Raw genomic sequence first — 26,295 nt, 5'->3', positions numbered from 1 at the left:
GTCGATGGGGGCCGCGCTGATCTGTCTGGCCGCGCTGGGGTGGCTGCTGTGCGAGCGGTACCACGGGGTGCGGCGGGCGCGGCTGCTGCTGGCCGGGGACGGAGGGCCGGGGGCCGCTCCGCCGGTCCAGGATCAACTCCTCTCGGCATTACGGCGGTTGCGCGACCGCTGGGGAGCCGAGTGGTGGGCCCTGGTCGCGGGGCTGCTGCTCGCGCTGCTGGGCGGCTCGGTGATTCCGGTCGTCGCGGGGGCGGCCGGGGTGCCCGTGCTGCGCCGGGTGCGGCGGGCCGGGGAGGCGAGACGCGCCCGGGAGCGGCGGGTGGACCAGGTGATCGCCCTGTGCGGGGCGTTCGCCGGTGAGGTGCGGGCCGGACGGCAGCCCGGCGAGGCGCTGCTGCGGGCGGCGCGGGACTCGGGCGGGCTCGGCGAGGCGCGGGCGGCCGTGGTCGCGGCGGCCCGCTTCGGCGGGGACGTGCCCGGCGCCCTCGCCGTGGCGGCCCGGCAGCCGGGCGCCGAGGGGCTGCTCGGGCTGGCCGCGTGCTGGCGGGTGGCCGTCGACCAGGGCGCGGGACTCGCGGCCGGCCTGGACCGGCTGGACGGCGCCCTGCGGGCCGAACGGGACCAGCGTGCCGACCTGCGCGCCCAACTGGCCGGCGCCAGGGCCACCGCCGTCCTGCTCGCCGCTCTCCCCGTCCTGGGCCTTCTCCTGGGCGCGGCCATGGGCGCCGCCCCGCTGCGGGTCCTCCTGCACAGCGGCCCCGGCCTGGGCTGCCTGCTGATCGGCGCGGTGTTCGAGGCGGCCGGGCTGTGGTGGTCGGCGCGGATCGTGCGGGGAGCGGAGGCGGTGTGAGGCGCGGGTCTGGACGTGGAGGGAGACGTGAGGGCGTGAGCGGGGATGTTGTGCACAGGCTGGGGACGGCCGTGGCGGTGGCGGTGGCGCTCGGCTGGGGCGGCCGGCTGGTGGTGTCGGCCCGGCGGGTCCGCCGGGCGCGGCAGCGGGCGGCCGGACTGCTGCGACCGGAGCCCGCGACGCGGAAGCCGCGGTCGGCGGTCGTGGACACGGTGCGGCGATGGCTGCCGCTCGTGGGTGCGGCGGGCGGGGTGTGGGTGCTGGTCGGCGGGCCCGTCGGGGCGCTGCTGGGCCTCGGCGCCGGGGCCGTGCTCTGGCGCTGGCGAGCGGGCCAGGCGGCGGCGGGCGGGGCGGCGGCCGTCGATACCGCCGAGGCCGCGCGCCGGCTGCCGCTCGCCGCCGATCTGCTGGCCGCCTGTATCGCGGCCGGCGCCGGGCCCGTGGTCGCCGCGCAGGCGGTGGGCGAGGCCCTGGGCGGGCCCGTCGGACAGGCGCTGGCGCGGGGCGCGGCGGAGGTACGGCTCGGCGGCACACCGGCGGACGCGTGGCGCGGGCTGGCCGCGCTGCCGGGCGCGGGTGCCCTGGCGCGGCTGCTGGAGCGGGCAGGCGAGTCGGGGCTGCCCGCCGCCGCGCCGGTGGCCCGCATCGCCTCGGACACCCGCGCGGACTGGGGCCGCACCGCGACGGCACGGGCCAGACGGGCGGCCGTAATGATCTCCGCGCCGGTGGGGCTGTGCTTCCTGCCCGCCTTCGTCGCGATCGGCGTGCTGCCCGTGGTGATCGGGCTGGCGGGCGGCGTGATGGCGGGGAGGTGAGGAGCGGCGACGGATACCGAGGACGGATACCGAGGACGGACAACGTGAGAACAGACCAGGACCTGAGGGGAGTCGAGATGAAGAGGAAGATCGTCGAAGTGCTGGCCGGGGTGCGGCGGGTGTGCCGCCGGGACTCCTGAATGGTGACCTCGGAGTACGCGATGGGGATCATCGCGGCCGTCGGATTCGCCATGCTGCTGTACGAGGTCGTCACCAGCGGCGAGGTCCGGGCGGAGCTCCAGTCCATCGTGAAGAAGGCCCTCAGTGCGCGGATGTGAACGGGGCTCGGGCCGAGGCTCGGACCGGGGCTTCGTGACGGCGGAGGCGGCCATGGCGCTGTGCGTGCTGGTGGCGTTCACGATGGCGCTGGTCTGGGCGCTGCTCATGGCGGCGGCGCAGATCCGGTGTGTGGACGCGGCCCGCGTGGGCGCCCGGGCCGCCGCCCGCCAGGACCCGCCCGCCTCGGTGCTGTCGGTGACCCGTCAGGCAGCACCGAGCGGGGCCGGGGTGACGGTCGGACGAGAGGGCGACCAGGTGCGCGTGACGGTGGTGGCGAGGCCGCCGGTGCTCAGCGGTCTGCCCTTCGAACTCCGCGAGGAGGCGGTGGCGTTGGCCGAGGAGACGGTCGGGGGGAAGGGGGCGGGGCCGTGAGGTGGCGGAGGGCGCGGGTGCGGGTTCGGGTGAGCGGCCGGGGCGGGTTGCGGAGGTGGGCCCTGGCGCGGCGAACGGGGGGCCGGTACGGCTCCGACCGGGGTTCCGCCACCGTCTGGAGCCTCGGGGCGATCGCGGTGCTCTGCGTGGTGTTCGGCGCGGTGCTGGCGCTGGGGCACGCCGTCACCGTCCGGCACCGGGCGGCGGGCGGCGCGGATCTGGCGGCGCTCGCGGCCGCGGACCACTGGGCGGACGGCGGCGAGGCGGCCTGCGTCCTGGCCGGCCGCGTGGCGACGGCCCAGCGGGTTCGGCTGGTGCGCTGCGCGGTGGAGGGCGAGATCGCGGACGTGACCGCGGCGTCGGGAGGCGGTCCGTTCACGGCGGAGGTCCGCTCCAGAGCGGGCCCGGCGGACCCACCGGCCTTCGCTTTCGCCCCGCCGCCTTCCGCCCTGCCGGCACTTGGTCCGAGGTCTCCGCAGCCCGCCCCGGGGAGCCGGTGACGAGGGCGTCGGGCGTTGGGGGCCGGGCGCCGGGCGCCGGGCGTCGGGTGGAGCGGCCACCGGCACTTGAACCACTGACCCAGGGCCTGCCCGCTGCTCCAGGGCCCACCGACTCTCGGCCCGGCGGCGCCTCCCGCCCGGCGGGACCCCCGGCCCCTGGCCGAGCCGCCTGCCCTCGGCGACCTCCGGCCCATCTGCCCTCGGCAGCCTCTGCCCGACCGGCCTCCCGGCCCAGCGACCGGCCTCCGGCTCACCGGTCCCCAGCCCCCAGCTCCCGGCCCGGTGCCCCGGCCCCCGCCTCCGGTCCCACGCGCGTCGGGCCGCCCGCGCGTCAGCTCCCCGTCCCCCGGGCGTCAGCCTCCCTGCCCCCGTCCCGAAGCCGGCGCCGTTTCCTTCGGCGGGGCGGTCGGTTCCGGTGCTTCGCGCAGCAGGGTGGTCAGGAGGCGGACCGCGCCGCGTTTGTGGAGGGGGTCGTTGCCGTTGCCGCACTTGGGGACTGGATGCAGGAGGGGCAGCCGGCGTCGCACTCGCAGGAGGCGATGGCCTCGCGGGTGGCGGTGAGCCAGGCGCGGGCGGTGTGGAAGGCGCGCTCGGCGAAGCCCGCGCCGCCGGGATGGCCGTCGTACACGAAGACCGTCGGAAGGAGGGTGTCGGGATGCAGCGGGACGGAGACGCCGCCGATGTCCCAGCGGTCGCAGGTCGCGAAGAGCGGCAGCATGCCGATGGAGGCGTGCTCGGCGGCGTGCAGGGAGCCGCCGAGGATCTCCGGGCCGATCCGGGCCTCGTCCAGCTGGTCCTCGGTGACCGTCCACCACACCGCGCGGGTGCGCAGCGTACGAGGAGGCAGGTCGAGCTTCGTCTCGCCCAGCACCTCGCCGGTGATCAGGCGCCTGCGCAGGAAGGAGACCACCTGGTTGGTGACCTCGACGGAGCCGTAGCAGAGCCGGCCCGTGCCCCAGGGGATCTCGGTGTCGGTCTCCAGGACGGAGATGGCGGTGGTGTCGCGGGCGACCGTCGAGTACGGCGGGTCGGCCTGTTCCACCAGGGCGACCGAGTCCGCGAGGTCGAGGGAGCGCACCAGGTAGGTGCGGCCCTGGTGGAGGTGGACCGCGCCCTCGTGGACGGCGGAGTGCGCGGCGGCCTCGTCGACCGTGCCGAGCAGGCGCCCGGTGCCCTCCTCCACGATCTGCACCGGCCGCCCGCCCCCGCCGCGGATGTCGGTGAGGTCGGCGGCCCGCTCCCGGCGGGTCCAGTGCCAGGCCCGGGTCCGCCGGCGCAGCAGCTTCGCGGCCTCCAGCTGCGGCAGCACGTCCGCGCAGGCGGGACCGAACAGTTCGAGGTCCTCCTCGGTCAGCGGGAGTTCCGCGGCGGCGGCGCACAGGTGCGGGGCGAGCACGTAGGGGTTGTCGGGGTCGAGCACGGTCGACTCCACCGGCCGGTCGAACAGGGCCTCCGGGTGGTGGACGAGGAAGGTGTCCAGCGGATCGTCCCGGGCGACGAGGACCGCGAGAGCCCCCTGCCCGGAGCGGCCCGCGCGGCCCGCCTGCTGCCACAGGGAGGCCCGGGTGCCCGGGTAGCCGCAGATCACCACCGCGTCCAGCCCGGAGACGTCCACGCCCAGCTCCAGGGCCGTGGTGGCGGCGAGTCCGAGGAGTTCCCCGGAGTGCAGGGCGCGCTCCAGGGCGCGGCGCTCCTCGGGGAGGTAGCCGCCGCGGTAGGCCGCGACCCGCCGGACCAGGGAGCGATCGACCTCGGCCAGTTTCTCCTGGGCGATCACCGAGATCAGCTCGGCGCCGCGCCGGGAGCGCACGAAGGCGACCGAGCGCACGCCCTGCACGGTCAGGTCGGTCAGCAGATCGGCGGTCTCGGCGGTGGCGGTGCGGCGCACGGGCGCGCCCTTCTCGCCGTGCAGGTCGGTGAGCGGGGGCTCCCACAGGGCGAAGACCAGCTCGCCGCGCGGGGAGGCGTCGTCGGCGATCTCCACCACCGGCAGGCCGGTCAGCCGCCCCGCGCCGACGGCGGGCTCGGCGGCGGTCGCGGAGGCCAGCAGGAAGACCGGGGAGGAGCCGTAACGGGCGCAGACGCGGCGCAGCCGGCGCAGCACCTGGGCGACGTGCGAGCCGAAGACGCCCCGGTAGGTGTGGCACTCGTCGACGACGACGTACTTCAGCGACTTCAGGAAGGAGGACCAGCGCGGGTGGGAGGGCAATATCCCGCGGTGCAGCATGTCCGGGTTGGTGAGGACGTAGTTGGCGTACTGGCGCACCCACTCGCGTTCCTCGTACGGGGTGTCGCCGTCGTACACGGCGGGGCGGACCGCGGTGCCCAGAGGTTGTGAAAGTTCCTTCACCGATCGGCACTGGTCCGCCGCGAGCGCCTTGGTGGGGGAGAGGTAGAGCGCGGTGGCCCCTCGGCCGTTCGGCGCCTTCGAACCCTCCAGAAGGGTGGACAGCACCGGGACGAGATAGGCGAGGGACTTGCCGGAGGCGGTGCCGGTGGCGACGACCACCGAATCGCCGTCCAGGGCGTGCTCGGCGGCCAGCGCCTGGTGCGCCCAGGGGTGCTCGATGCCGCGCTCCCGTACGGCCGCGATCACCTCGGACCGAATCCGGTCAGGCCAGACGGCATGCCGACCCGTGCGCGGGGGCAAGTGCTCCGTATGAGTGATGCGCGCAGCCCGGCTCGGGCCGGAGGCGAGTCTGCCCAGGACAGCGCCCGGCGACGGGCGGGACGCCGGGTCCGGCACGGGTTGATCGGATCGGTGATTCTTGGCCATCGGCACCGAGTGTGTCACTGGCGTGACGGACAATGGGGTCAAGGCGTCGTGCACGCAGGCCGGTAAGTGATTGAATGCCATCGCGGCTGGCGTTGCGTCCCAAGGGCCGCAAGCCAAGGTGCCCGAGGGGCGACCGCTCGATAGCAAGGTGCTGGAGGATCCGTGGACCTGTCCCTGTCGACCCGTACCGTCGGCGATCGTACGGTCGTCGAGGTCGGTGGCGAAATCGATGTATACACCGCGCCCAAGCTGCGCGAGCAGCTGGTCGAGCTGGTGAACGACGGCAATTTCCATCTTGTCGTCGACATGGAGGGCGTGGACTTCCTCGACTCCACCGGACTCGGCGTGCTGGTCGGCGGCCTGAAGCGAGTGCGTGCCCATGAGGGCTCGCTGCGCCTGGTCTGCAACCAGGAGCGCATTCTCAAGATCTTCCGTATCACCGGCCTCACCAAGGTGTTCCCGATCCACACCTCGGTCGAGGAAGCGGTGGCGGCCACCGACTGACCTTGTCCGGTCGACCCCGTCGCGGCCTGTCCGCGGCGGGGCCGCCGGTCGGTCATGCCTGATTCCGGCCGTTGTACCCCGTCTCGCACCCTGTAGGGGGCCGCGCCGGGTGTGCCCCGGCGGATCCGGGTAACGAAGTTCATGAGGGGCGGGCCCGGCGAGCCCGTCCGACCGCAGTCCCGTAGTCGTGAGGGGGATGCATGGCCACCGTCGAACTCCGCTTCAGCGCGCTGCCCGAGCACGTCAGGACCGCCCGGCTGGTGGCGGCCGCGGTGGCGCGCAGGGCCGGAGTGGACGAGGCCGTCCTGGACGAGGTGCGGCTCGCCGTGGGCGAGGCGTGCTCCCGTGCCGTGGGGCTCCACCAGGTCGGCGGCATCGACGCGCCGGTGAAGGTGGCGCTGATCGAGGAGGAGAAACAGTTCTCCATCGAGGTCGGCGACGAAGCCCCGCACGCGGTCCCCGCCGAGCGGGTGGCCGGGGGCGCGGCGGCGGACGCGGACGTGGAGGCCGAGGAGGACGAGATGGGCCTCGCGGTCATCAGCGGTCTCGTGGACGACGTCGAGGTCACCACCGGGCAGAACGGCGGACTGATCCGCATGACCTGGCCCGCCGCCCCGCCGGCGGTCCCCGTCGGCTGACCGCGCCGCCCGCGGCCGGCGCCGCCACCCGAAGAACCCGAACGCACGATCAGGGCCCTGCTCCGGCAGGGCCCTGATCGCGTTCCGGGCAGATCGTTTCCGGCCGCCCTCCGGGGCGCCCCGGAATTCGTGAAGGAATTCACGATCAATAGCCCTATCATTCGATCAAGGTTCAATGAGACCGACGGCGTCCGTCAATGCTTTTGAGGCATTACCTCTTTCGGGTTCGCGAACCGGTGCGTGCAGGCCAATTCCGTTTACCGTGCTCTTTTGACATCACTCAGGGGTACCTACAATCCGTCCACATCTTGAGCTCAGCCCAAGCGTCAAGGAGGACGAATGGCGGGGCTTTCTTACCCCTCTGAGTTGGACCACCCCACATACCTCGCGGCCGCGGTGCTCACCAACGGCAACAGGGTCATCGTGGCCGTCATCGCGGCGGTAGCCCTCGCCGCGCTGGTGGTCGCGGGGATCCTGGTGCGCCAGGTGCTCGCCGCGGGCGAGGGCACCGACAGCATGAAGAAGATCGCCGAGGCGGTCCAGGAAGGCGCCAAGGCGTATCTCGCCCGGCAGCTGCGCACGCTCGGCGTATTCGCCGTCGTCGTCTTCTTCCTGCTTCTGCTGCTGCCCGCGGACGACTGGAATCAGCGTGCCGGGCGTTCGGTGTTCTTCCTGATCGGCGCGGTCTTCTCGGCCGCCACCGGTTATATCGGCATGTGGCTCGCGGTACGAAGCAATGTGCGGGTCGCCGCGGCGGCCCGGGAAGCCACCCCGGGCGACGGCGAACCCGAAAAGGATCTCACCACCGTCTCGCACACCGCGATGAAGATCGCATTTCGCACGGGCGGTGTCGTCGGCATGTTCACGGTGGGCCTCGGCCTGCTGGGCGCCTCCTGTGTGGTGCTCGTCTACGCCGCCGACGCGCCGAAGGTCCTGGAGGGCTTCGGCCTCGGCGCCGCCCTCATCGCCATGTTCATGCGTGTCGGCGGCGGCATCTTCACCAAGGCCGCCGACGTCGGCGCCGACCTGGTCGGCAAGGTCGAGCAGGGCATCCCGGAGGACGACCCGCGCAACGCCGCCACGATCGCCGACAACGTGGGCGACAACGTCGGCGACTGCGCGGGCATGGCGGCCGACCTCTTCGAGTCGTACGCCGTCACCCTGGTGGCCGCGCTGATCCTCGGCAAGGTCGCCTTCGGCGACTCCGGGCTCGCCTTCCCGCTGCTGGTGCCCGCCATCGGCGTGATCACCGCGATGATCGGCATCTTCGCGGTCGTCCCCCGGCGCGCCGACCGCAGCGGCATGACCGCGATCAACCGCGGCTTCTTCGTCTCCGCGGTGATCTCCCTCGTGCTGGTCGCCGTCGCCGTCTTCGTCTACCTGCCCTCCAGCTACGCCGACCTCGGCGGAGTGACGGACGCGGCGATCAAGGCCAAGGACGGGAACCCGCAAATCCTCGCCCTGGTCGCGGTGGCCATCGGCATCCTGCTCGCGGCCGTCATCCAGCAGCTGACCGGCTACTTCACCGAGACCAACCGGCGCCCGGTCCGCGACATCGGCAAGACCTCGCTGACCGGACCGGCCACCGTCGTCCTGTCCGGCATCTCGCTCGGCCTGGAGTCCGCCGTCTACACCGCGCTGCTCATCGCGCTCAGCGTGTACGGCGCGTTCCTGCTCGGCGGCACGTCGATCATGCTCGCGCTGTTCGCGGTCGCGCTGGCCGGCACCGGCCTGCTGACCACGGTCGGGGTGATCGTCGCCATGGACACCTTCGGACCGGTCTCCGACAACGCCCAGGGCATCGCCGAGATGTCCGGCGACGTCCAGGGCGCGGGCGCGCAGGTGCTCACCAACCTGGACGCGGTCGGCAACACCACCAAGGCGATCACCAAGGGCATCGCGATCGCCACCGCGGTGCTCGCGGCGGCGGCGCTCTTCGGGTCGTACCGCGACGCGATCACCACCAATGTGCAGGACGTCGGGGAGAAGCTCAGCGGGCCCGGCGCGCCGCTGAGCCTGTCCCTGGACATCTCGCAGCCCAACAACCTGGTCGGCCTCATCGCGGGCGCCGCGGTCGTCTTCCTCTTCTCCGGACTGGCCATCAACGCCGTGTCGCGCTCGGCGGGCTCGGTGGTGTTCGAGGTGCGGCGGCAGTTCCGGGAGAAGCCCGGGATCATGGACTTCACGGAGACGCCCGAGTACGGCAAGGTCGTCGACATCTGCACCAAGGACGCCCTGCGGGAACTGGCCACGCCCGGACTGCTCGCGGTGATGGCGCCGATCTTCGTCGGGTTCACCCTCGGCGTCGGCTCGCTCGGCTCCTACCTCGCCGGCGCGATCGGCGCGGGCACGCTGATGGCGGTGTTCCTCGCCAACTCCGGCGGTGCCTGGGACAACGCCAAGAAGCTGGTGGAGGACGGCCACCACGGCGGCAAGGGCAGCGAGGCCCACGCCGCCACGGTGATCGGCGACACGGTCGGCGACCCCTTCAAGGACACCGCGGGGCCGGCGATCAACCCGTTGCTGAAGGTCATGAACCTGGTCTCGCTGCTCATCGCGCCCGCGGTGATCAAGTTCTCCTACGGCCACGACAAGAACCTCGGCGTGCGGATCGGGGTCGCGATCCTCGCGCTGCTGGTGATCGGCACGGCCGTGTACATCTCCAAGCGGCGCGGCATCGCCGTCGGCGACGAGGAGGAGGGCCCCGAACGGGTCGCCAACTCGGCCGACGCGGCGGTGGTTTCGTAGGTTTCGCAAGACGACCTGCGCACAGAGCGGGCGGGCGGTGCGTCCTCGGGGCGTGCCGCCCGCCCGTTCGTGTGCGCGGGTACGGCTCCGTCCGGGTGCGCGGGTACGGCCCCGTCGTGAGCCTTCTCTCGCGCAAAAAGTACTAAAAGGTACTTAAGGAGCGATCGGTGTGCGGGGGGTGTGCGTCCGCCGTGTAGGGTCCGGGGCCCGAGAGCCATGGAAGGGACCAATCCGGTGAACAAGAAGCTCGCGGCCGCACTGTCCGGCGGTGCGGTACTGGTGGCTGCGCTGTCGGGATGCAGCAGCAACAGCGCCCCCAAGGGGCCCGACCCCAAGCTGGTCTCCTGGGCCAAGTCGGTGTGCGACGCCGTGCCGGCGCAGGACGCGAAGATCAAGGCGGCCAACTCGGCGATCTCCACGACGGCCGCCGACACGGCCAAGCCCGAGACGCTCCAGAAGACCGACTCCCAGGCGTTCCAGGACATGTCGGACGGCTACAAGGCGATCGCGACCGCGGTCAAGGGGGCCGGCGCGCCTCCCGGGGTCTCCGGCGGCGCCAAGCGGCTCGGCGATGTCGTCAAGAGCTTCAACAGCCTCTCGGCCTCCTACGCCGACCTGAAGAAGCAGGTCGACCACCTGGACACCAAGGACCAGGCGAAGTTCGCCTCCGGGCTGCACGACGTCGCCCAGCAGATGACCGAGCTGGAGAAGAAGCACCAGAGCGGCACCGCGTCCCTCAAGGCCCTCCAGCAGGGCGAGGTCCAGGACGCCATCGCCCAGCAGCCCAGCTGCAAGAAGGTCGCCGCCACGACGTCGTCCTCGCCCTCCGCGGGGTCCGCGGCGGGCTGAGCCGCGCCCGGCGCGGCGGGTGGGGGACGGCCGGGTGCGCCGTCCCCCTCGACGCGCGGGACACCCGGCACGCGCGGGACACAATGGGACCGTGACTGACTCCGGACCTGCCCCCCTGCCCGCCGCCGACCGTCCCGAGGCCGCCGCGCGGCTGCGGGACGCGCTGCTGGCCGCCTCCTTCACCGCCGACGGGCTGCTCGAACTGCTCGGCGCGCCCGCGTACGCGGCGCTGGCCCGCAGCGAGACCGTGCCCGCGCTGCGGGCGACCCGTGGCGACACGCCGCTGGAGACCCTCGTACGGCTCTTCCTGCTCCAGCAGCCCGTGCCCCGCGCGCGGGTGGCCGCCGTCCTCCCCGTCGACGAGGCGGTCCAGACCGGGTGGCTGGTGCCGGTGGGCGCCGACGAGGTGGCCGCCACGGTGGATGTACGGCCGTACGGCGGTCCCGGCGGCGAGGACTGGTTCATCGTGTCGGACCTCGGCTGCGCGGTCGGCGGCGCGGGCGGCATCGGACAGCGGGCCGAGGGCGTCGTCCTGGGGGTCGGGGGCGCGTCCACCACGCTCGCCGGGATCACCGTGCGCACGCCGGTCGCCGCCGCCCTGGACCTCGGCACCGGCTCGGGCATCCAGGCGCTGCACGCCTCCCGGCACGCCACGCGCGTGACGGCGACCGACCTCAACCCCCGCGCGCTGCATGTCACGGCGCTCACGCTGGCGCTCTCCGGCGCGCCCGCCGCCGAGCTGCGCGAGGGCTCGCTGTTCGAACCGGTGCGTGACGACGAGAAGTTCGACCTGATCGTCTCCAACCCGCCGTTCGTGATCTCCCCGGGCGCCCGGCTCACCTACCGCGACGGCGGCATGGGCGGGGACGACCTGTGCCGCTCGCTCGTCCAGCAGGCCGGGGAACGGCTGAACGAGGGCGGGTTCGCGCAGTTCCTCGCCAACTGGCAGCACGTGGCGGGGGAGGACTGGCAGGACCGGCTCAGGTCGTGGGTGCCGCGCGGCTGCGACGCCTGGGTCGTGCAGCGCGAGGTGCAGGACGTCACGCAGTACGCCGAGTTGTGGCTGCGGGACGCCGGGGACCACCGGGAGGACCCGGCGCAGTACCAGGCGCGGTACGACGCCTGGCTCGACGAGTTCGAGGCGCGCAAGGTCAAGGCGGTCGGTTTCGGCTGGATCACCCTGCGCAGGACGGACGCGGCCGAGCCGTCCCTCACGGTGGAGGAGTGGCCGCATCCGGTGGAGCAGCCCCTCGGGGACACCGTCCGGGCGCACTTCGAACGCCTCGACTACCTCCGCGAGCACGACGACGCGGCGCTGCTCGGCCATCACTTCAGGCTGGCCGGCGAGGTGGTGCAGGAACAGGTCGGGCTGCCCGGCGCGGAGGACCCCGAGCACGTCGTGCTCCGCCAGCACCGGGGGATGCGCCGCGCCACCAAGGTGGACACGGTCGGCGCGGGCTTCGCGGGCGTCTGCGACGGCACCCTGAGCGCCGGCCGCATCCTGGACGCCATCGCCCAGCTGATGGGCGAGGACTCCGTCCGCCTCCGCGACCGGACCCCGGCCCAGATCCGTCTCCTGGTGGAACAGGGGTTCCTGGAGCCGGTGGTCTGAGGGGGCGGCTCCCCGGGGCACCCCGGCTCCACCCGCCGATGGCAAAACGGCCGGAAAAATATCTGTCCGGCACGGGGGAGCCGTGCCCGGGCTCCCCGGCCCCCCTGAGCGTCGTACCGCCGGCCTCCCGTTCACCGCGATGTCGCCCGGTCGTCGCCCCCGCGTGTCAGGGTCCACGCGCTGGGTGGAGCCGGAAGGGACGGGGCGGGGATGGAGCGGGGGCCGGCGGTTTTTGTCGGGGTGGTGTTTGTCCTGTTCGGAGGGGCTCTCCTGGTGTGGACCGGGGTGCGGCTGCGGCGTGGTGAGGCGGTGGCCCTCGGTGTGAACCGGGTCGCATCGGCCGCCCTCGCGAGCGCGGCCGGAACCCTCGCGCTGGCCCTCGGCGGCTACTGCCTCACGCGCCTCTGACGTCGGCGGGCGTCCGCTTCCCGGTGTGCCGCGAGAGGAACGCGAGAGGAAGAGGAGCGTCACGCTCCGGACGGACCCGGACGGGGTACCCGGTACTCCGGGCGGCAGGAATGCCGGTAGTCGGGTTACCGTTCGAGTGGCCGTTGTGGGCTTTTCCCGTTTGACACGGGGGCGGGATGTACCGTCACACTCCGCAGCGTCACACGTGCCAGCAGTACGCCGCGACCCCGGGACCAGGGCCTGGGGAGGCCACAGCGTCGACCGGAGAGAAGAGCGAAGTTGTCCCCGACCAGCGAGACCGCACAGGGCGGCCGCCGACTCGTCATCGTCGAGTCGCCTGCCAAGGCGAAGACGATCAAGGGCTACCTCGGCCCCGGCTACGTAGTCGAAGCGAGCGTCGGGCACATCCGTGACCTCCCCAACGGCGCCGCCGAGGTGCCCGAGAAGTACACCGGCGAGGTGCGCCGCCTGGGCGTGGACGTCGAGCACGACTTCCAGCCGGTCTACGTGGTCAACGCGGACAAGAAGGCGCAGGTCAAGAAGCTCAAGGACCTGCTGAAGGACTCCGACGAACTCTTCCTGGCCACCGATGAGGACCGCGAGGGCGAGGCCATCGCCTGGCACCTCCAGGAGGTCCTCAAGCCGAAGATCCCCGTCAAGCGGATGGTCTTCCACGAGATCACCAAGGACGCGATCCGCGAGGCCGTCGCCAACCCGCGCCAGCTCAACCAGAAGCTGGTCGACGCCCAGGAGACCCGCCGCATCCTCGACCGCCTCTACGGCTACGAGGTCTCCCCGGTGCTGTGGAAGAAGGTCATGCCCCGGCTGTCGGCCGGCCGTGTCCAGTCCGTCGCCACCCGGCTCGTGGTCGAGCGGGAACGCGAGCGCATCGCCTTCCGCTCCGCCGAGTACTGGGACCTCACCGGCACCTTCGGCACCGGCCGCGCGGGCGACTCCTCCGACCCGTCGTCGCTGGTCGCGCGCTTGCAGACCGTCGACGGACGTCGGGTCGCGCAGGGCCGTGACTTCGACTCCGTCGGCCGGCTGAAGTCCGCGAACACCCTCCACCTGGACGAGCCGACCGCCCGCGCGCTGGCCGCCGCCCTGGAGAACACCCGCTTCGCCGTGCGCTCGGTGGAGTCGAAGCCGTACCGCCGCTCGCCGTACGCGCCGTTCCGTACGACGACGCTCCAGCAGGAGGCCAGCCGCAAGCTCGGTTTCGGCGCCAAGGCGACCATGCAGGTCGCCCAGAAGCTGTACGAGAACGGCTACATCACGTACATGCGTACGGACTCCACGACGCTGAGCGAGACCGCCATCACGGCCGCCCGCGCCCAGGTCACGCAGCTGTACGGCGCCGACTACCTGCCCCCGCAGCCGCGTACGTACGCGGTGAAGGTGAAGAACGCGCAGGAGGCGCACGAGGCGATCCGTCCCTCGGGTGATCGTTTCCGCACCCCCGCGGAGACCGGCCTGACCGGCGACCAGTTCAAGCTGTACGAGCTGATCTGGAAGCGGACCGTCGCCTCCCAGATGAAGGACGCGACCGGCAACAGCGTGACCGTGAAGATCGGCGGCACCGCCGCCGACGGCCGGGACGTGGAGTTCAGCGCCTCCGGCAAGACGATCACCTTCCACGGCTTCCTCAAGGCGTACGTCGAGGGCGCCGACGACCCGAACGCCGAGCTGGACGACCGCGAGCGCCGGCTGCCGCAGGTCGCCGAGGGCGACGCGCTGTCCGCCGAGGAGATCACGGTCGACGGCCACGCCACCAAGCCCCCGGCCCGCTACACCGAGGCATCCCTGGTCAAGGAGCTGGAAGAGCGCGAGATCGGCCGCCCGTCGACCTATGCGTCGATCATCGGCACGATCCTCGACCGCGGCTATGTCTTCAAGAAGGGCACGGCGCTCGTGCCGTCCTTCCTGTCCTTCGCCGTCGTAAACCTTCTGGAGAAGCACTTCGGCCGGCTGGTCGACTACGACTTCACCGCCAAGATGGAGGACGACCTCGACCGCATCGCCCGCGGCGAGGCCCAGGCCGTGCCGTGGCTGAAGCGCTTCTACTTCGGCGAGGGCACCATCACCGGCGCCGCCGCCGACGCGGGCAACGGCGACGGGGACCACCTCGGCGGCCTCAAGGAACTGGTCACCGACCTGGGCGCGATCGACGCCCGCGAGGTGTCCTCCTTCCCGGTGGGCAGCGGCATCGTGCTGCGGGTCGGCCGCTACGGCCCGTACATCGAGCGCGGCGAGAAGGACACCGAGCAGCACCAGCGCGCCGACATCCCCGACGACCTGGCGCCGGACGAGCTGACCATCGAGCTGGCCGAGAAGCTGCTGGCCGAGCCCAGCGGCGATGTCGAGCTGGGCGACGACCCGGCCACCGGCCACCAGATCGTCGCCAAGAAGGGCCGCTACGGCCCGTACGTGACCGAGATCCTCCCCGAGGGCACCCCGAAGACCGGCAAGAACGCGGTCAAGCCGCGCACCGCCTCCCTCTTCAAGTCCATGGCGCTGGACACGGTGACGCTGGACGACGCGCTGAAGCTGATGTCCCTGCCGCGTGTCGTCGGGAGCGACGCCGAGGGCCAGGAGATCACCGCCCAGAACGGCCGCTACGGGCCGTATCTGAAGAAGGGCACGGACTCGCGCTCGCTCCAGGCCGAGGACCAGCTCTTCACCATCACGCTGGAAGAGGCCCTGGCGATCTACGCCCAGCCGAAGCAGCGCGGGCGGGCCGCCGCCAAGCCGCCGCTGAAGGAGCTGGGCGAGGACCCGGTCTCCAAGAAGCCGGTCGTGGTCAAGGACGGCCGCTTCGGGCCGTACGTCACCGACGGCGAGACCAACGCGACCCTGCGCTCCGGCGACAGCGTCGAGGAGATCACCCCGGAGCGCGGCTTCGAACTTCTTGCCGAGAAGCGCGCGAAGGGTCCGGCCAAGAAGACCGCCAAGAAGGCGCCGGCGAAGAAGGCCGCCGCCAAGAAGACGGCGGCCAAGAAGACGACGGCGAGCGCCGCGAAGAAGACGACGGCGAAGAAGACGACCGCCAAGAAGGCGACGGCGACCAAGTCGACGGCTTCCGGTTCGGAGGACTGAGCCCGACCCGGCTCACAGGGCCGAGACCTCGGTCGTCTCCTCGCGCCCCACGCCCGCCCCGGCATCACTTTGGTGTCGGGGCGTGCGCATGCCAGGAGTGCGGGGTGTGGTGTCGGCGCCTGCGGATAGGCTGAACGCATGACGCGAGCCGAGCAGCCAACGGCCCACACGCCAGCACCGGACGACGCCCTGGTCGCGGACTCCCGCGAACGCGCCGTGCGTTCCCTGTTGCGCCGACCGCAGTTGCGGCGCCTATGGGGCGCGCAGTTGGTGAGCGGGGTCGGCGACACCCTCGCCCTCCTCGTCCTGGTCGTCCTCGTCCTCGAGGCGGCGATCGCCCAGGGATCGTTCGGCGGCGGTTACCGGGGCGTGGCGTTCGCGGTCGCGACGGTCTTCGCGGCCCGCGGCCTCGCCGCCCTGCTCTTCGGCGCGGTCCTGCTGGGCCCGCTGACGACGCTCACCGCCCAGGAGGGCCCCCTCGACCGCCGCTGGACCATGGTCGGCGCCGACGGCCTGCGGGCCGCGCTGCTGATCGTGGCCCCCCTGTGGATCGACTGGACCCCGGCCGACGCGCCGGCCGTGCTGCTGGTCACCGCCTTCGTCACCGGCGTCGCCGAACGGCTGTGGACGGTGTGCCGGGAGAGCGCGGCCCCGGCCCTGCTGCCCGCCCCGCCGCCGGAGGGCGCGACCGTGCGGCCGCTGCCGGACCACCTGGACGCCCTGCGCCGCCTCGCGCTGCGCACCGGCTTCCTCGCCGTGCCGCTGGCCGCCGCCGTCCTGGTCCTCGCCGCCCTGCTCAACAACCTGCTGGGCACCGGCCTGCCCTGGTTCGACCAGCACCACGCGGCCCTCGCGTCGTACGTGGCGGCGGGCCTGTTCGCCGCCTCCCTCTCCCTGCTGACCTTCCTGGAGCTGCCCGGCACGCGCACCCCGCGCCCCCGGTCCCCGCTGGAGGGCCTGCGCCGCCCGCGCACCGGCGCCGGTGTCGACAAGGGGCGCACGGGCGCGATCCCGCTGCTCGTCCTCGCCTGCGCCGCCGTGGCCGGTGTCATCGCCGCCGCCGTCTCCGTGTGCGTGCTGCACGCGACCGACCTGGGCGGCGGCCCGGTCCTGTTCGGCCTGCTGGTGCTCGGCCTGACCGGCGGCGTCGCGGCCGGCATCCGTACGGCCCCCGCGGTGCTGCCCTCGCTGTCCCGCCGCCGGCTGCTGGCCCTCGCGATCGCCTTCACCGGCATCGCGCTGCTGGCCGCCGGGCTGGTCCCGGACGTCACCACGGTGCTGCTGATCCTCACCCTTGCGGGCCTCGGCGCGGGCGTCGCCGCCAACACCGGGCACGCGCTGCTCGACCAGGAGACCGAGGACTACCGCAGGGCGCGGGTCACCGAGCACCTCCAGGCCGTCGTCCGCGTCTTCATAGCGCTCGGCGCGGTGATCGCCCCGGTGGTCGCCGGGCTGATCGGCCGGCACCGGCTGGAGAACGGCCGCTTCGTGTTCGCGCACGGCGGCGCCTCGTTCACCCTGATGCTGGTCGGCGCGCTGCTGCTGCCGGTGGCCGCGCTGGTGCTCGCCAAGGTCGACGACCGGTCCGGCATCCCGCTGCGCCAGGACCTCAAGGACGCGCTGCTCGGCGGCGACGACCCGGTCGAGGCGCAGGCCCAAAACGGCTTCTTCATCGCCCTGGAGGGCGGCGACGGCGCCGGCAAGTCCACCCAGGCCGAGGCCCTCGCCGAGTGGATCCGCGGCAAGGGCCACGAGGTCGTGCTCACCCGCGAGCCGGGGGCCACCCCGGTGGGCAAGCGGCTGCGCTCGATCCTGCTGGACGTCTCCTCGGCCGGCCTGTCCCACCGCGCGGAGGCGCTGCTGTACGCCGCCGACCGGGCCGAGCACGTCGACACCGTCGTACGCCCCGCCCTGGAGCGCGGCGCGGTGGTGATCTCCGACCGCTATATCGACTCCTCCGTCGCCTACCAGGGCGCCGGACGCGATCTGTCCCCGACCGAGATCGCCCGCATCAACCGCTGGGCGACCGACGGTCTGGTGCCGCACCTGACCGTGCTGCTGGACGTCGCCCCGGAGGCCGCCCGCGAGCGGTTCACCGAGGCGCCGGACCGGCTGGAGTCGGAGCCCGCGGAGTTCCACGCGCGCGTGCGCTCCGGTTTCCTCACCCTGGCCGCCTCCGACCCGGGCCGCTATCTGGTGGTCGACGCCGGACAGGAGCCCGAGGCCGTCACCACCGTGATCCGGCACCGCCTCGACACCGTGCTGCCGCTGTCCGAGGCCGAGATCGAGGCCCGGGAGGAGGCGCGCAGGAAGGCCGAGGAGGAGGCCCGCCGCAAGGCCGAGGAAGAGGCCGCGCGCAAGGCCGAGGAGGAGCGCCTGGAGCGTGAGCGCCAGGAGGAGCTGGCCCGGCTGCGTGCCGAGGAGGAGGAGCGCAAGCGCCGCGAGCTGGAGGAGGCGCAGCGCCGCGAGGCCGAGCGGCAGGCCGAGGAGGCCCGCCGGCGGGCGGCCGAGGCGGCCCGGCGCGCCGAGGAGGAGCGGCAGCGGCTGCTCGCCGAGGAGAAGGCCCGCGCCGAGGAGGAGGCGCGCCGCAAGGCCGAGGAGGAGCGCCGCCGCGAGCAGGCCGAGGAAGACGCCCGGCTGCGCGCGGAGGAGGAGGCCCGGCAGGCTCGTATCCGCGCCGAGGAGGAGGCCCGGCTCGCCAAGGAGCGTGCCGAGGAGGCGGCCCGGCGCCTGGAGGCGCAGCGCAAGGCGGAGAACGCCCTGCTCCGCGCCGAGGCGGCCCGCCGTCAGGCCGCCGAGGCGGCCGCGGCCGCCGATGTGGCGGCCCGCAGGCCCGGCAGCCCCCAGCCCAAGGCCCCCGGCGTGACCTCGGACGCGGCCACGGTCACCACCCCGGCGGTGTCGCCGGGCCCTGGCACGGAGGAGACGGTGCCGACCCCGGTCGTCTCGCCGGACCAGGACGAGCGGCCCTTCGGCCGCGAGACCCGTGACGCCCGGCACGCGCCCTCCGAGGCCGAGACGACCGCCGAGCTGCCCCAGCCGCCGGCCGCTGCGGGCGCCGCGGACGAGACGGCGGTGCTGCCGCAGGTGCCCGCGAGCGCCGCCGACGAGACCGCCGTACTGCCGCAGGTGGGCGCGGACGAGACGGCCGTACTGCCGCCCGTGCGCGACGACGGCCCGGCCGACCGGATGCCGCGCGGCTTCTTCCGCGACGAGCGGGCCCCGGGCCCCGACGGCTCCGAGGACCACACTCGCGAGATGCCCCAGCCCGGCGCCGGGGACCGCACCCGCGAGATGCCCCGGCCCGGCGCCGAGGGCACCGCCCGGCGCCGCCCGCGCCCCGACTGGGCCGAGGAGACCCCGCTGGACGATCTGCCGTCGCTGGCCGACGAGTTGCTGGGGTCGTACGACGACGAGGACGAGCCCCGCAGGGGCCGCCGGGGCTGACCCCGGACCTCTTCGGGACGGCGCTCTCACCCTGCCGCGGCAGGGTGAGAGCGCCGTCCGCGTTTCCGGCCTGGTCCCGGTTGTCGTACCCCACCCGCACAATGGAGGTCGGAACGCGGAGTGTGACGGAAGGGCGGCGTGACCCATGACCGTGTGGGACGACCTCGTCGGGCAGGAGAAGGTGAGCGCGGTGCTGGGCGCCGCCGCCCGGGACGCCGACGCCCAGGTCACCGCCGCCGCGACGGACGAACCGCTGCCGGAGACGTCCCGGATGACACACGCGTGGCTGTTCACCGGGCCGCCCGGCGCGGGCCGCAACCAGGCGGCGCGGGCCTTCGCCGCGGCCCTCCAGTGCGTGAGCCCCGACCGCGCCCTCGGCGGCGTCCCCGGCTGCGGCTTCTGCGACGGCTGCCACACCGCGCTGCTCGGCACCCACGCGGACGTCACCGCGGTCGCCGCGGTCGGCGCCGAGATCCTGGTGAAGGACATGCGGGACACCGTCCGCAAGTCGTTCACCGCCCCGGCCAACGGCCGCTGGCAGATCATCCTGGTCGAGGACGCCGAGCGGCTGAACGAGAAGTCGGCGAACGCCGTGCTCAAGGCCGTCGAGGAGCCCGCCCCCCGCACGGTCTGGCTGCTCTGCGCCCCCTCCATCGAGGACGTCCTGCCGACCATCCGCTCCCGCTGCCGCCATCTGAACCTGCGCACACCGTCCGTGGACGCGGTCGCCGACATGCTCGTACGACGCGACGGCGTGGACCCCCAAGCAGCGGCCGACGTGGCCCGCGCCACCCAGGGGCACGTGGACCGCGCCCGGCGCCTGGCCACCGACCCGGCGGCCCGCGAGCGCCGCGCCGCCGTCCTGAAGCTCCCGCTGCGCCTGGACGAGGTCGGCGCCTGCCTGCGGGCCGCCCAGGAACTGGTCGACGCGGCCGCCGAGGACGCCAAGCAGCTCGCCGAGGAGATGGACGGCAAGGAGTCCGAGGAGCTGAAGGCGGCGCTCGGCGCGGCCCAGGGCGGCCGGCTGCCGCGCGGCACGGCGGGCGTGATGAAGGACCTGGAGGACATGCAGAAGCGCCGCAGGACCCGTACCCAGCGCGACAGCCTGGACGTGGCCCTCGGCGACCTCACCACCTTCTACCGCGACGTGCTCGCCCTCCAGCTCGGCTCCCGCGTCGCGATCGCCAACGCCGACGCGCAGGACGCCCTGGACCGGCTGGCCCGCGCCAGCTCCCCGGAGTCCACCCTGCGCCGCATCGAGGCGATCGCCGCGTGCCGCGACGCGCTGGACCGCAATGTGGCTCCGCTGCTGGCGGTGGAGGCGATGACGATGGCGCTGCGGGCGGGGTGACGGAGGCGATGGCGGGGGGTGGTGACGAAATCGGTGGCGTCATGAGCGGGCAGATGACGGGGCCGGTGGCGCTGGCGGCAGGCCGATGACGGGGCCGGTGGTGCTGGGGGCAGGGCCGATGACGGAGTCCGTCCGGAGCCCCCTCCCGAGGCGCGTCCCGGGCCGCGTCCCTCGTACGGGGCGACAATCCCGACTCCCCGCATCCGTCGCGTCGCCCAGCGTTACGCTCGCCTGATGCACTCCAGGCCCTCACCCTCCCGGCCGCGCGGCGGGCATCCCGCGGCCCGCGCCCGCTTCACGGCCGTCGCCCTGATGACCGCGGCCCTCCTCGTGTCCGCGTGCTCCCCTGGCAGCAGCTCGATCAAGCAGTCCCCGGCGGCGTCGGCGCGGTCCGACGTGGCGGCGAGCGCCCCCGTCCTGGCCCCGCTGCCGCGCGCGATTCCGGCTGCGCTGGCCCCGTACTACACGCAGCGGCTGACCTGGCGCGACTGCGGCGCCCCCGGCTTCCAGTGCGCCACGATGAAGGCGCCGCTGGACTACGACCGGCCGGGCGCGGGCGACGTACGGCTCGCGGTGACCCGCAAGGCCGCCACCGGCAAGGGCAAGCCGCTCGGTTCGCTGCTGGTCAACCCGGGCGGCCCGGGCGGCTCGGCGGTGGGCTACCTCCAGCAGTACGCCGGTGCCGGCTACCCCGCCGAGGTCCGCGCCCGCTACGCCATGGTGGCGATGGACCCGCGCGGCGTCGCCCGCAGCGAGCCCGTCGAGTGCCTCGACGACCGGCAGATGGACACGTACACGCAGACCGACGTGACCCCCGACGACCGGGCGGAGCAGAACGCGGCGGTCGCCGCGGACCAGAAGTTCGCGCAGGCGTGCGGGGCGCACTCGGCGCGGCTGCTGCGGCATGTCTCCACGGTCGAGGTGGCCCGGGACATGGACGTCCTGCGCGCGGCGCTGGGCGACGCGAAGCTGAACTACGTGGGGGCGTCGTACGGCACCTTCCTCGGGGCGACCTACGCCGGCCTCTTCCCGAGCCGGGTGGGCCGGGTGGTCCTGGACGGCGCGCTGGACCCCTCGCTGGACTCCCGCACCGTGAACCTGGAGCAGGCGCGGGGCTTCGAGACGGCGTTCCAGGCGTTCACGCGGGACTGCCTGCGCCGCACGGACTGCCCGCTCGGGGGCAGGGCTACGACGCAGGCGGGGGCCGCCGACCACCTCAGGGCCTTCTTCCGCAGGCTGGACGGCCACCCGGTGGCGACGGGCGACGGCGACGGCCGCAAGCTGGGCGAGGCGCTGGCCACGACGGGCGTGATCGCGGCGATGTACGACGAGGGCGCCTGGAGTCAGCTGCGCGCGGCGCTGACCTCGGCGATGAAGGGCGACGGCGCGGCGCTGCTCGCCCTCTCCGACAGCTACTACGAGCGCGACGCCAGTGGCCACTACAGCAACCTGATGATGGCCAACAACGCCGTGAACTGCCTGGACCTGCCGCCCGCCTTCACCGGCCCCGAGCAGCTGCGGCAGGCGCAGGCCGCGTTCGAGAAGGCGTCACCGGTCTTCGGCGAGGGCCTGGCCTGGTCGTCGCTGAACTGCGCGTACTGGCCGGTGCGGGCCACGGGCGAGCCGCACCGCATCACGGCGAAGGGCGCGGCGCCGATCGTGGTCGTCGGCACCACCCGGGACCCGGCCACCCCCTACCGCTGGGCCCGGTCCCTGGCCGGCCAGCTGTCCTCCGGGCACCTCCTGACCTACGCCGGCGACGGCCACACCGCCTTCCTGCGCGGCAGCACCTGCGTCGACTCCGCCATCGACACCTACCTCCTCCACGGCACCCCGCCCACCCCGGGCAAACGCTGCTCCTAGCTCCCCGTACCGGCCCCGGACCCCGGCCCCGGGGCCGGTGCGAAGCACCCCCGGAACCTGTGTAGACTTACCGACGTTGCCAACCGCACCCTAGGTGCACGCAGCACGCCGCTTTAGCTCAGATGGCCAGAGCAACGCACTCGTAATGCGTAGGTCTCGGGTTCGAATCCCGAAAGCGGCTCCACTGGAACCCCAGGTCAGAAGTTCACTGACCTGGGGTTTTGTCGTTCAGCGGAGGCGAGGGCGACGCCGGGAGCGGGCCGCACGACTGTCGGCGGTCTCAGTCCTGGTCTCAGTTGGTCCCGCATCGGGGTCGGCCGGCGCGGGCACGAAGAACTCGCCCATGCGCCGCATGGCGTCCTTCGACAGGTGCGATCTGCCTTCACGTACCGCCGCGTCTGGCTGATCTGGGTGTGCCGCAGGATCTCCATGATGGTGGGCATGTCCGCACCCAGCTCGTTCAGGATCGTTTCCGCGGTGTGCCGGCTCCCGTCGTACAGACGGCGGTCATCGATGCTCGCCTCCACGAGCAGTTCCTTGAACTCCTCGCTTGTAGCCCTTGTGCGTGGTGCAGTCCGGCGGGCACGGCTCGAAGCGGTGCAGGCGCGACCCGCATGCGTGCGGGGCCGCGCAGCCGTGCCGCCAAGTGAGGCGCTGAAGCTGCCACTCCAAGCGGAACAGCTCCGCTTCCAGGTCGACGTACGGCCGGCGCGGCCCGACGTCTCCCCCTGCCGGAACCCCATCCCGACACCAATGATCCACCGCATGCAGGAAGGTCGCTTCGAGGAACGCCGAGGAACGCCTTGGCCGGCTTCCGATCGGCTGCTGGCGGGCGGCGGGTCGGGAACCGTACCGCGCCGGTACGGCGACCGTGTCGTACCGGCCCCGCCGTGGTCGTCCACCGTGCGGACCGGGTGCCGCTGCGGAGGCCGGCCGACCGCGCGGTGTCCCCGCCGTGCGGGGCGCCCCGGACCTCGGCCAGGCGGCTGCGACGGTGAGGGCGCTGCACGTGGATCGGCACCAACACCCTGCTGGCGCGGGGCATCCCGCCCGAAGCCGGCCGCCCCGTGCGTGCCGACCTCGGCTCGGACGTCGTCGCGGAACGGGACGCCGTCAGGGACGTATCCCCGCCGTGCCCCGGCGCGACCTCCAGAATCCGGACCGACGTCCGCCGGCTCCGCGCCCCGCCCCCCTACCCGGACACTAGGCCCCCCGCGCCCCACCCCCCTGTCGAGCGCGACCCCACCCAACCACGATCCGCCCCAGGCACGATCCGCCCCAGTCGCGATCCGCCCCGGGCACGATCTGGCCGAGCGCGACCCGACCCAGGCACGATCTGACCGAGCACCGGGAGTGTGGCCTTGAGTGTCGCCGACATCACCACCGCCGTACTGGGCGACATCGCCGTCATCCTGCTGGTCTCCACGCTGCTCGGCGCGCTGGCCCGGAGGGTCGGTCAGCCCGCGGTCATCGGGCAGATCCTGACCGGCATGGTGCTCGGCCCGACCCTGCTGGGCCGGCTGCCGGGGAACCCGACCGGCCGGCTGTTCCCGGCGGCGGCCCTGCCGTACCTTTCCGTCCTCTCCCAGGTCGCCATCGTCACCTTCATGTTCGTGGTCGGCTACGAGCTGAGCCTGCGGTCGCTGCGCGAGAGCGGCCGGACGACCCTGTCGGTGGGGGCCGTCGCCCTGACCGTCCCGATGCTCCTGGGCACGGGCGCGGTCACGTTCGTGCCGTCCGCGTTCTCCGCGGTCGGCGAGCACCACGTCGACTCGCGTTCCTTCACGCTCTTCATGGCCGTCACCGTGTCGATCACGGCGCTGCCGGTGCTGGCCGCGATCATCCGGGACACCGGGATCGCCGGGACGCGGGCCGGTGTCGTCGCGCTGTCCGCCGCCGGTCTCATGGACATCGGCGCGTGGACCGTGCTCGCCATGGCGATGCCCGGCGCCTCGCACGGGCCGCCGGTCTGGCGGACCGCCCTGCTGACCCTGGCACTCGTGCTGGGCGGCCTCGTGGTGGTCCGTCCGCTGCTGAACCGGTGGCTCGACCGGCCCGGCGGGCTGTTCGTGCCGCAACTGCCGCTGGCGATCGTCCTGGCGACGAGCTGTGCCTGGGCCACCTCCGAACTGGGGCTGCACGCGGTCTTCGGCGGCTTCCTGGCCGGGCTGGTCATGCCGCGCCGCGGCGGGGCGCCCGACGCCGATGTGCTGCGGGCGATGGAGGGTGCCACGGATCTGCTGCTGCCGCTGTTCTTCGTGGTGACCGGGCTCTCCCTGGACATCGGCGCGCTCGACCGCGCGAGCGTGCCCCTGCTCGGCCTGCTCCTGCTGATCGCGATCGCCGGGAAGACGGTGCCCGGCTATCTGGCGAGTCGGCTGGGCGGTCTGGAAAGGCGGGAGTCGGCCGTCGTCGCGGTGCTGCTGAACACTCGCGGACTCACCGAGCTGATCGCGCTGAACGTCGGCCTGAGCGCCGGGATCATCCACGACCGGCTCTTCACCCTGCTGGTGCTGGTCGCCCTGGTGACGACGGCCATGACCAGCCCGCTGCTGACGCTCCTCGCCCGGCCGCGCCGCCCGGCGTCCCCCACCGGCGAGACCGTCCCCTCGGTCGGCAGCAAGGAGGCATGAGCCGAGGCCCGCCCCCCTCGCACGGGCCAAGCGCTCCTTCTGGCGACTGGCCGTCAAAGGCGGGCAATTCCCGCGCCGGACGCGGGCTTTGGCCGAAGGGCCGGTCCGGCTTCGGGCGCGGCTCGCGCCAGATCCCCGCCACCCGTCCCGCCGCCCGGGCCCGAGTCGGTCGGTCACGACCGGAGCCGTGATTCCCCTGTGTCCGGCAAAGTACCGCAAAAAGGATGTAAAGGGGTTGGGGGAGGGCGAACCGGCGGGGGCGGGGCGGCATCTTGGTGAACGATGGGCGGCACCGGTCAGGAACGCGCCGCCGCCGGCCTGATGGGGTGTGGACGTGGTGCAGCCGAGGATCGCCGTCGCCGTGGTGACCATGGGCAACCGGCCCGCCGAGGTCGACGCCCTCCTGGAGTCCGTGGGCAAGCAGGACCTCGCCCCCGCCCGGATCGTGATCGTCGGCAACGGCTGCCGGCTCCCCGAGTTCGCCCGCCGCCTCTCCCTGCCCGGCGAGGTCACCACCATCGACGTGCCGGAGAACCTGGGCTGCCCCGGCGGGCGCAACGTGGCCCTCGCCCGGCTGCGCGAGTTCGGGGACGTCGACGTCGTCGTGGAACTGGACGACGACGGGCTGCTCGTCGACGCCGACGTGCTGCGCCGGGTGCGGGACCTGTACGCCGCCGACCCGCGCCTCGGCATCGCCGGTTTCCGCATCGCCGACGGGCACGGCGAGACCCAGCAGCGCCATGTGCCCAGGATCGGCGGCTCCGACCCCCTGCGCGGCGGCTATGTGACCGGATTCCTGGGCGGCGGCCACGCCCTGAGCACGGCCATGCTGGCCGAGACCGGGGACTGGCCGGCCGAGTTCTTCTTCGCACACGAGGAGACCGACCTCGCCTGGCGCGCCGCCGACGCCGGCTGGAAGATCCGCTACTGCCCGGAACTGCTGCTCCAGCACCCCAAGACCTCCCCGGCCCGGCACGCCATCTACTACCGCGTCAACGCCCGCAACCGCGTCTGGCTCGTACGGCGCCGGCTGCCGCTGCCGCTCATCCCGGTGCACCTGGGGGTGTGGATCCTGCTCACCCTCGCCCGCACCCGGTCCGTGGCCGGGCTCCGGGCATGGTTCGGCGGGTTCGTGGAGGGGGTCCGGGAGCCGGCCGGTGAGCGCCGTCCGATGCGCTGGCGGACGGTGTGGCGCCTGACCAGGCTGGGGCGCCCGCCCGTGATCTGAGGGCGCGGGGACGCGGGCGCGGGGGCGGGACGGGGTCCCGGTCGTTCACCTCCGCCGACCGGGACCACCCACGTCCCCGGATCCGACCTGCGGCGACACTCCCCCGAGTGACGCGACTGACGCGCGCGCCGTCGGGCCGGTTCCGATGGAATGATCACATCAAGTCTCACCAACGGATCGCTAACATGTGGCCGAGGGGCGTCGGTGCGGGACAGGTGAGGTGACCGGATCTCGCCCGGCGGCAGCGGCGGCAGGCCGGTGAGCGCACCGGTCTCCGGACCTCCGGATAGCCGTTGACCAGGGATGAAAGCCCTGCGGACGGAGTC

Annotated in this window: 17 protein-coding genes, 1 tRNA gene and 2 pseudogenes; 18 read left to right on the top strand and 2 right to left on the bottom strand. The window is 73.5% G+C overall.

Annotated features, from left to right (window positions below):
- Positions 1 to 4 precede the first annotated feature (4 nt).
- The 5 genes from GHR20_RS16645 (at position 5) to GHR20_RS16625 (ending at position 2,816) form a co-directional block, all read left to right on the top strand.
- The gene (locus GHR20_RS16645; protein WP_194859124.1) at positions 5 to 850 is read left to right on the top strand and encodes a type II secretion system F family protein; all 846 of its coding nucleotides are present in this window, start codon (positions 5 to 7) and stop codon (positions 848 to 850) included.
- A gap of 35 nt (positions 851 to 885) precedes the next feature.
- On the top strand, positions 886 to 1,665 hold the full coding sequence (locus tag GHR20_RS16640) for a type II secretion system F family protein (protein ID WP_153813601.1): 780 nt from the start codon (positions 886 to 888) through the stop codon (positions 1,663 to 1,665).
- A 140-nt stretch (positions 1,666 to 1,805) separates the two neighbouring features.
- Positions 1,806 to 1,943 (top strand): DUF4244 domain-containing protein, encoded by a 138-nt coding sequence (locus tag GHR20_RS16635; protein WP_153813600.1) that lies wholly within the window; start codon positions 1,806 to 1,808, stop codon positions 1,941 to 1,943.
- Between the two features lie 34 nt (positions 1,944 to 1,977).
- Positions 1,978 to 2,316 carry a TadE family type IV pilus minor pilin gene (locus GHR20_RS16630; protein ID WP_148024546.1) on the top strand — a complete coding sequence of 113 codons (339 nt, stop codon included), beginning with the start codon at positions 1,978 to 1,980 and terminating at the stop codon, positions 2,314 to 2,316.
- Positions 2,317 to 2,378: 62 nt separating this feature from the next.
- Positions 2,379 to 2,816, top strand: coding sequence for an Rv3654c family TadE-like protein (locus tag GHR20_RS16625; protein ID WP_153816008.1), 438 nt, complete (start codon positions 2,379 to 2,381; stop codon positions 2,814 to 2,816).
- Positions 2,817 to 3,169: 353 nt separating this feature from the next.
- Here GHR20_RS16625 and GHR20_RS16620 read toward each other — a convergent pair.
- Positions 3,170 to 5,673: pseudogene (locus GHR20_RS16620) on the bottom strand (DEAD/DEAH box helicase).
- Positions 5,674 to 5,754: 81 nt separating this feature from the next.
- Here GHR20_RS16620 and bldG point away from each other — a divergent pair.
- The 11 genes from bldG (at position 5,755) to GHR20_RS16565 (ending at position 22,292) form a co-directional block, all read left to right on the top strand.
- The gene (gene bldG, locus GHR20_RS16615; RefSeq protein WP_010986038.1) at positions 5,755 to 6,096 is read left to right on the top strand and encodes an anti-sigma factor antagonist BldG; all 342 of its coding nucleotides are present in this window, start codon (positions 5,755 to 5,757) and stop codon (positions 6,094 to 6,096) included.
- A 200-nt stretch (positions 6,097 to 6,296) separates the two neighbouring features.
- Positions 6,297 to 6,734 carry an ATP-binding protein gene (locus GHR20_RS16610; RefSeq protein ID WP_111583110.1) on the top strand — a complete coding sequence of 146 codons (438 nt, stop codon included), beginning with the start codon at positions 6,297 to 6,299 and terminating at the stop codon, positions 6,732 to 6,734.
- A 339-nt stretch (positions 6,735 to 7,073) separates the two neighbouring features.
- Positions 7,074 to 9,482, top strand: a complete 2,409-nt coding sequence (locus GHR20_RS16605; RefSeq protein ID WP_111583109.1) for a sodium-translocating pyrophosphatase — start codon at positions 7,074 to 7,076, stop codon at positions 9,480 to 9,482.
- A 216-nt stretch (positions 9,483 to 9,698) separates the two neighbouring features.
- Positions 9,699 to 10,331 carry a small secreted protein gene (locus tag GHR20_RS16600; protein ID WP_181516236.1) on the top strand — a complete coding sequence of 211 codons (633 nt, stop codon included), beginning with the start codon at positions 9,699 to 9,701 and terminating at the stop codon, positions 10,329 to 10,331.
- Between the two features lie 91 nt (positions 10,332 to 10,422).
- On the top strand, positions 10,423 to 11,943 hold the full coding sequence (locus GHR20_RS16595) for a class I SAM-dependent methyltransferase (protein WP_111583107.1): 1,521 nt from the start codon (positions 10,423 to 10,425) through the stop codon (positions 11,941 to 11,943).
- Positions 11,944 to 12,153: 210 nt separating this feature from the next.
- Positions 12,154 to 12,351: a hypothetical protein gene (locus tag GHR20_RS16590; protein WP_153813599.1), complete on the top strand. Its 198-nt coding sequence runs from the start codon at positions 12,154 to 12,156 to the stop codon at positions 12,349 to 12,351.
- Positions 12,352 to 12,630: 279 nt separating this feature from the next.
- Positions 12,631 to 15,447 carry a type I DNA topoisomerase gene (gene topA / locus GHR20_RS16585; RefSeq protein WP_153813598.1) on the top strand — a complete coding sequence of 939 codons (2,817 nt, stop codon included), beginning with the start codon at positions 12,631 to 12,633 and terminating at the stop codon, positions 15,445 to 15,447.
- Positions 15,448 to 15,585: 138 nt separating this feature from the next.
- Complete coding sequence (gene tmk, locus GHR20_RS16580) at positions 15,586 to 18,894, top strand: dTMP kinase (protein WP_153813597.1); 3,309 nt, start codon at positions 15,586 to 15,588, stop codon at positions 18,892 to 18,894.
- Positions 18,895 to 19,039: 145 nt separating this feature from the next.
- On the top strand, positions 19,040 to 20,245 hold the full coding sequence (locus GHR20_RS16575; RefSeq protein ID WP_111583104.1) for a DNA polymerase III subunit delta': 1,206 nt from the start codon (positions 19,040 to 19,042) through the stop codon (positions 20,243 to 20,245).
- Between the two features lie 234 nt (positions 20,246 to 20,479).
- On the top strand, positions 20,480 to 22,108 hold the full coding sequence (locus GHR20_RS16570; RefSeq protein WP_153813596.1) for an alpha/beta hydrolase: 1,629 nt from the start codon (positions 20,480 to 20,482) through the stop codon (positions 22,106 to 22,108).
- A 107-nt stretch (positions 22,109 to 22,215) separates the two neighbouring features.
- Positions 22,216 to 22,292: transfer RNA gene (locus tag GHR20_RS16565), tRNA-Thr, on the top strand.
- A 44-nt stretch (positions 22,293 to 22,336) separates the two neighbouring features.
- Here the strand turns inward: GHR20_RS16565 and GHR20_RS16560 are convergent.
- A pseudogene (locus GHR20_RS16560) lies at positions 22,337 to 22,896 on the bottom strand (tyrosine-type recombinase/integrase); the annotation flags it as partial.
- A 573-nt stretch (positions 22,897 to 23,469) separates the two neighbouring features.
- Here GHR20_RS16560 and GHR20_RS16555 point away from each other — a divergent pair.
- Entirely contained in the window at positions 23,470 to 24,741 is a 1,272-nt protein-coding gene (locus GHR20_RS16555) for a cation:proton antiporter (RefSeq protein WP_153813595.1), read from the top strand.
- Between the two features lie 334 nt (positions 24,742 to 25,075).
- Complete coding sequence (locus GHR20_RS16550; RefSeq protein ID WP_153813594.1) at positions 25,076 to 25,969, top strand: glycosyltransferase; 894 nt, start codon at positions 25,076 to 25,078, stop codon at positions 25,967 to 25,969.
- Positions 25,970 to 26,295 lie beyond the last annotated feature (326 nt).

Origin of the sequence: Streptomyces sp. SUK 48 (genome assembly GCF_009650765.1) — a bacterium.
Taxonomy (GTDB): Bacteria; Actinomycetota; Actinomycetes; order Streptomycetales; family Streptomycetaceae; genus Streptomyces.
The sequence above is the reverse complement of the archived record's forward strand: the minus strand, read 5'-3'. Positions and strand labels throughout refer to the sequence as shown.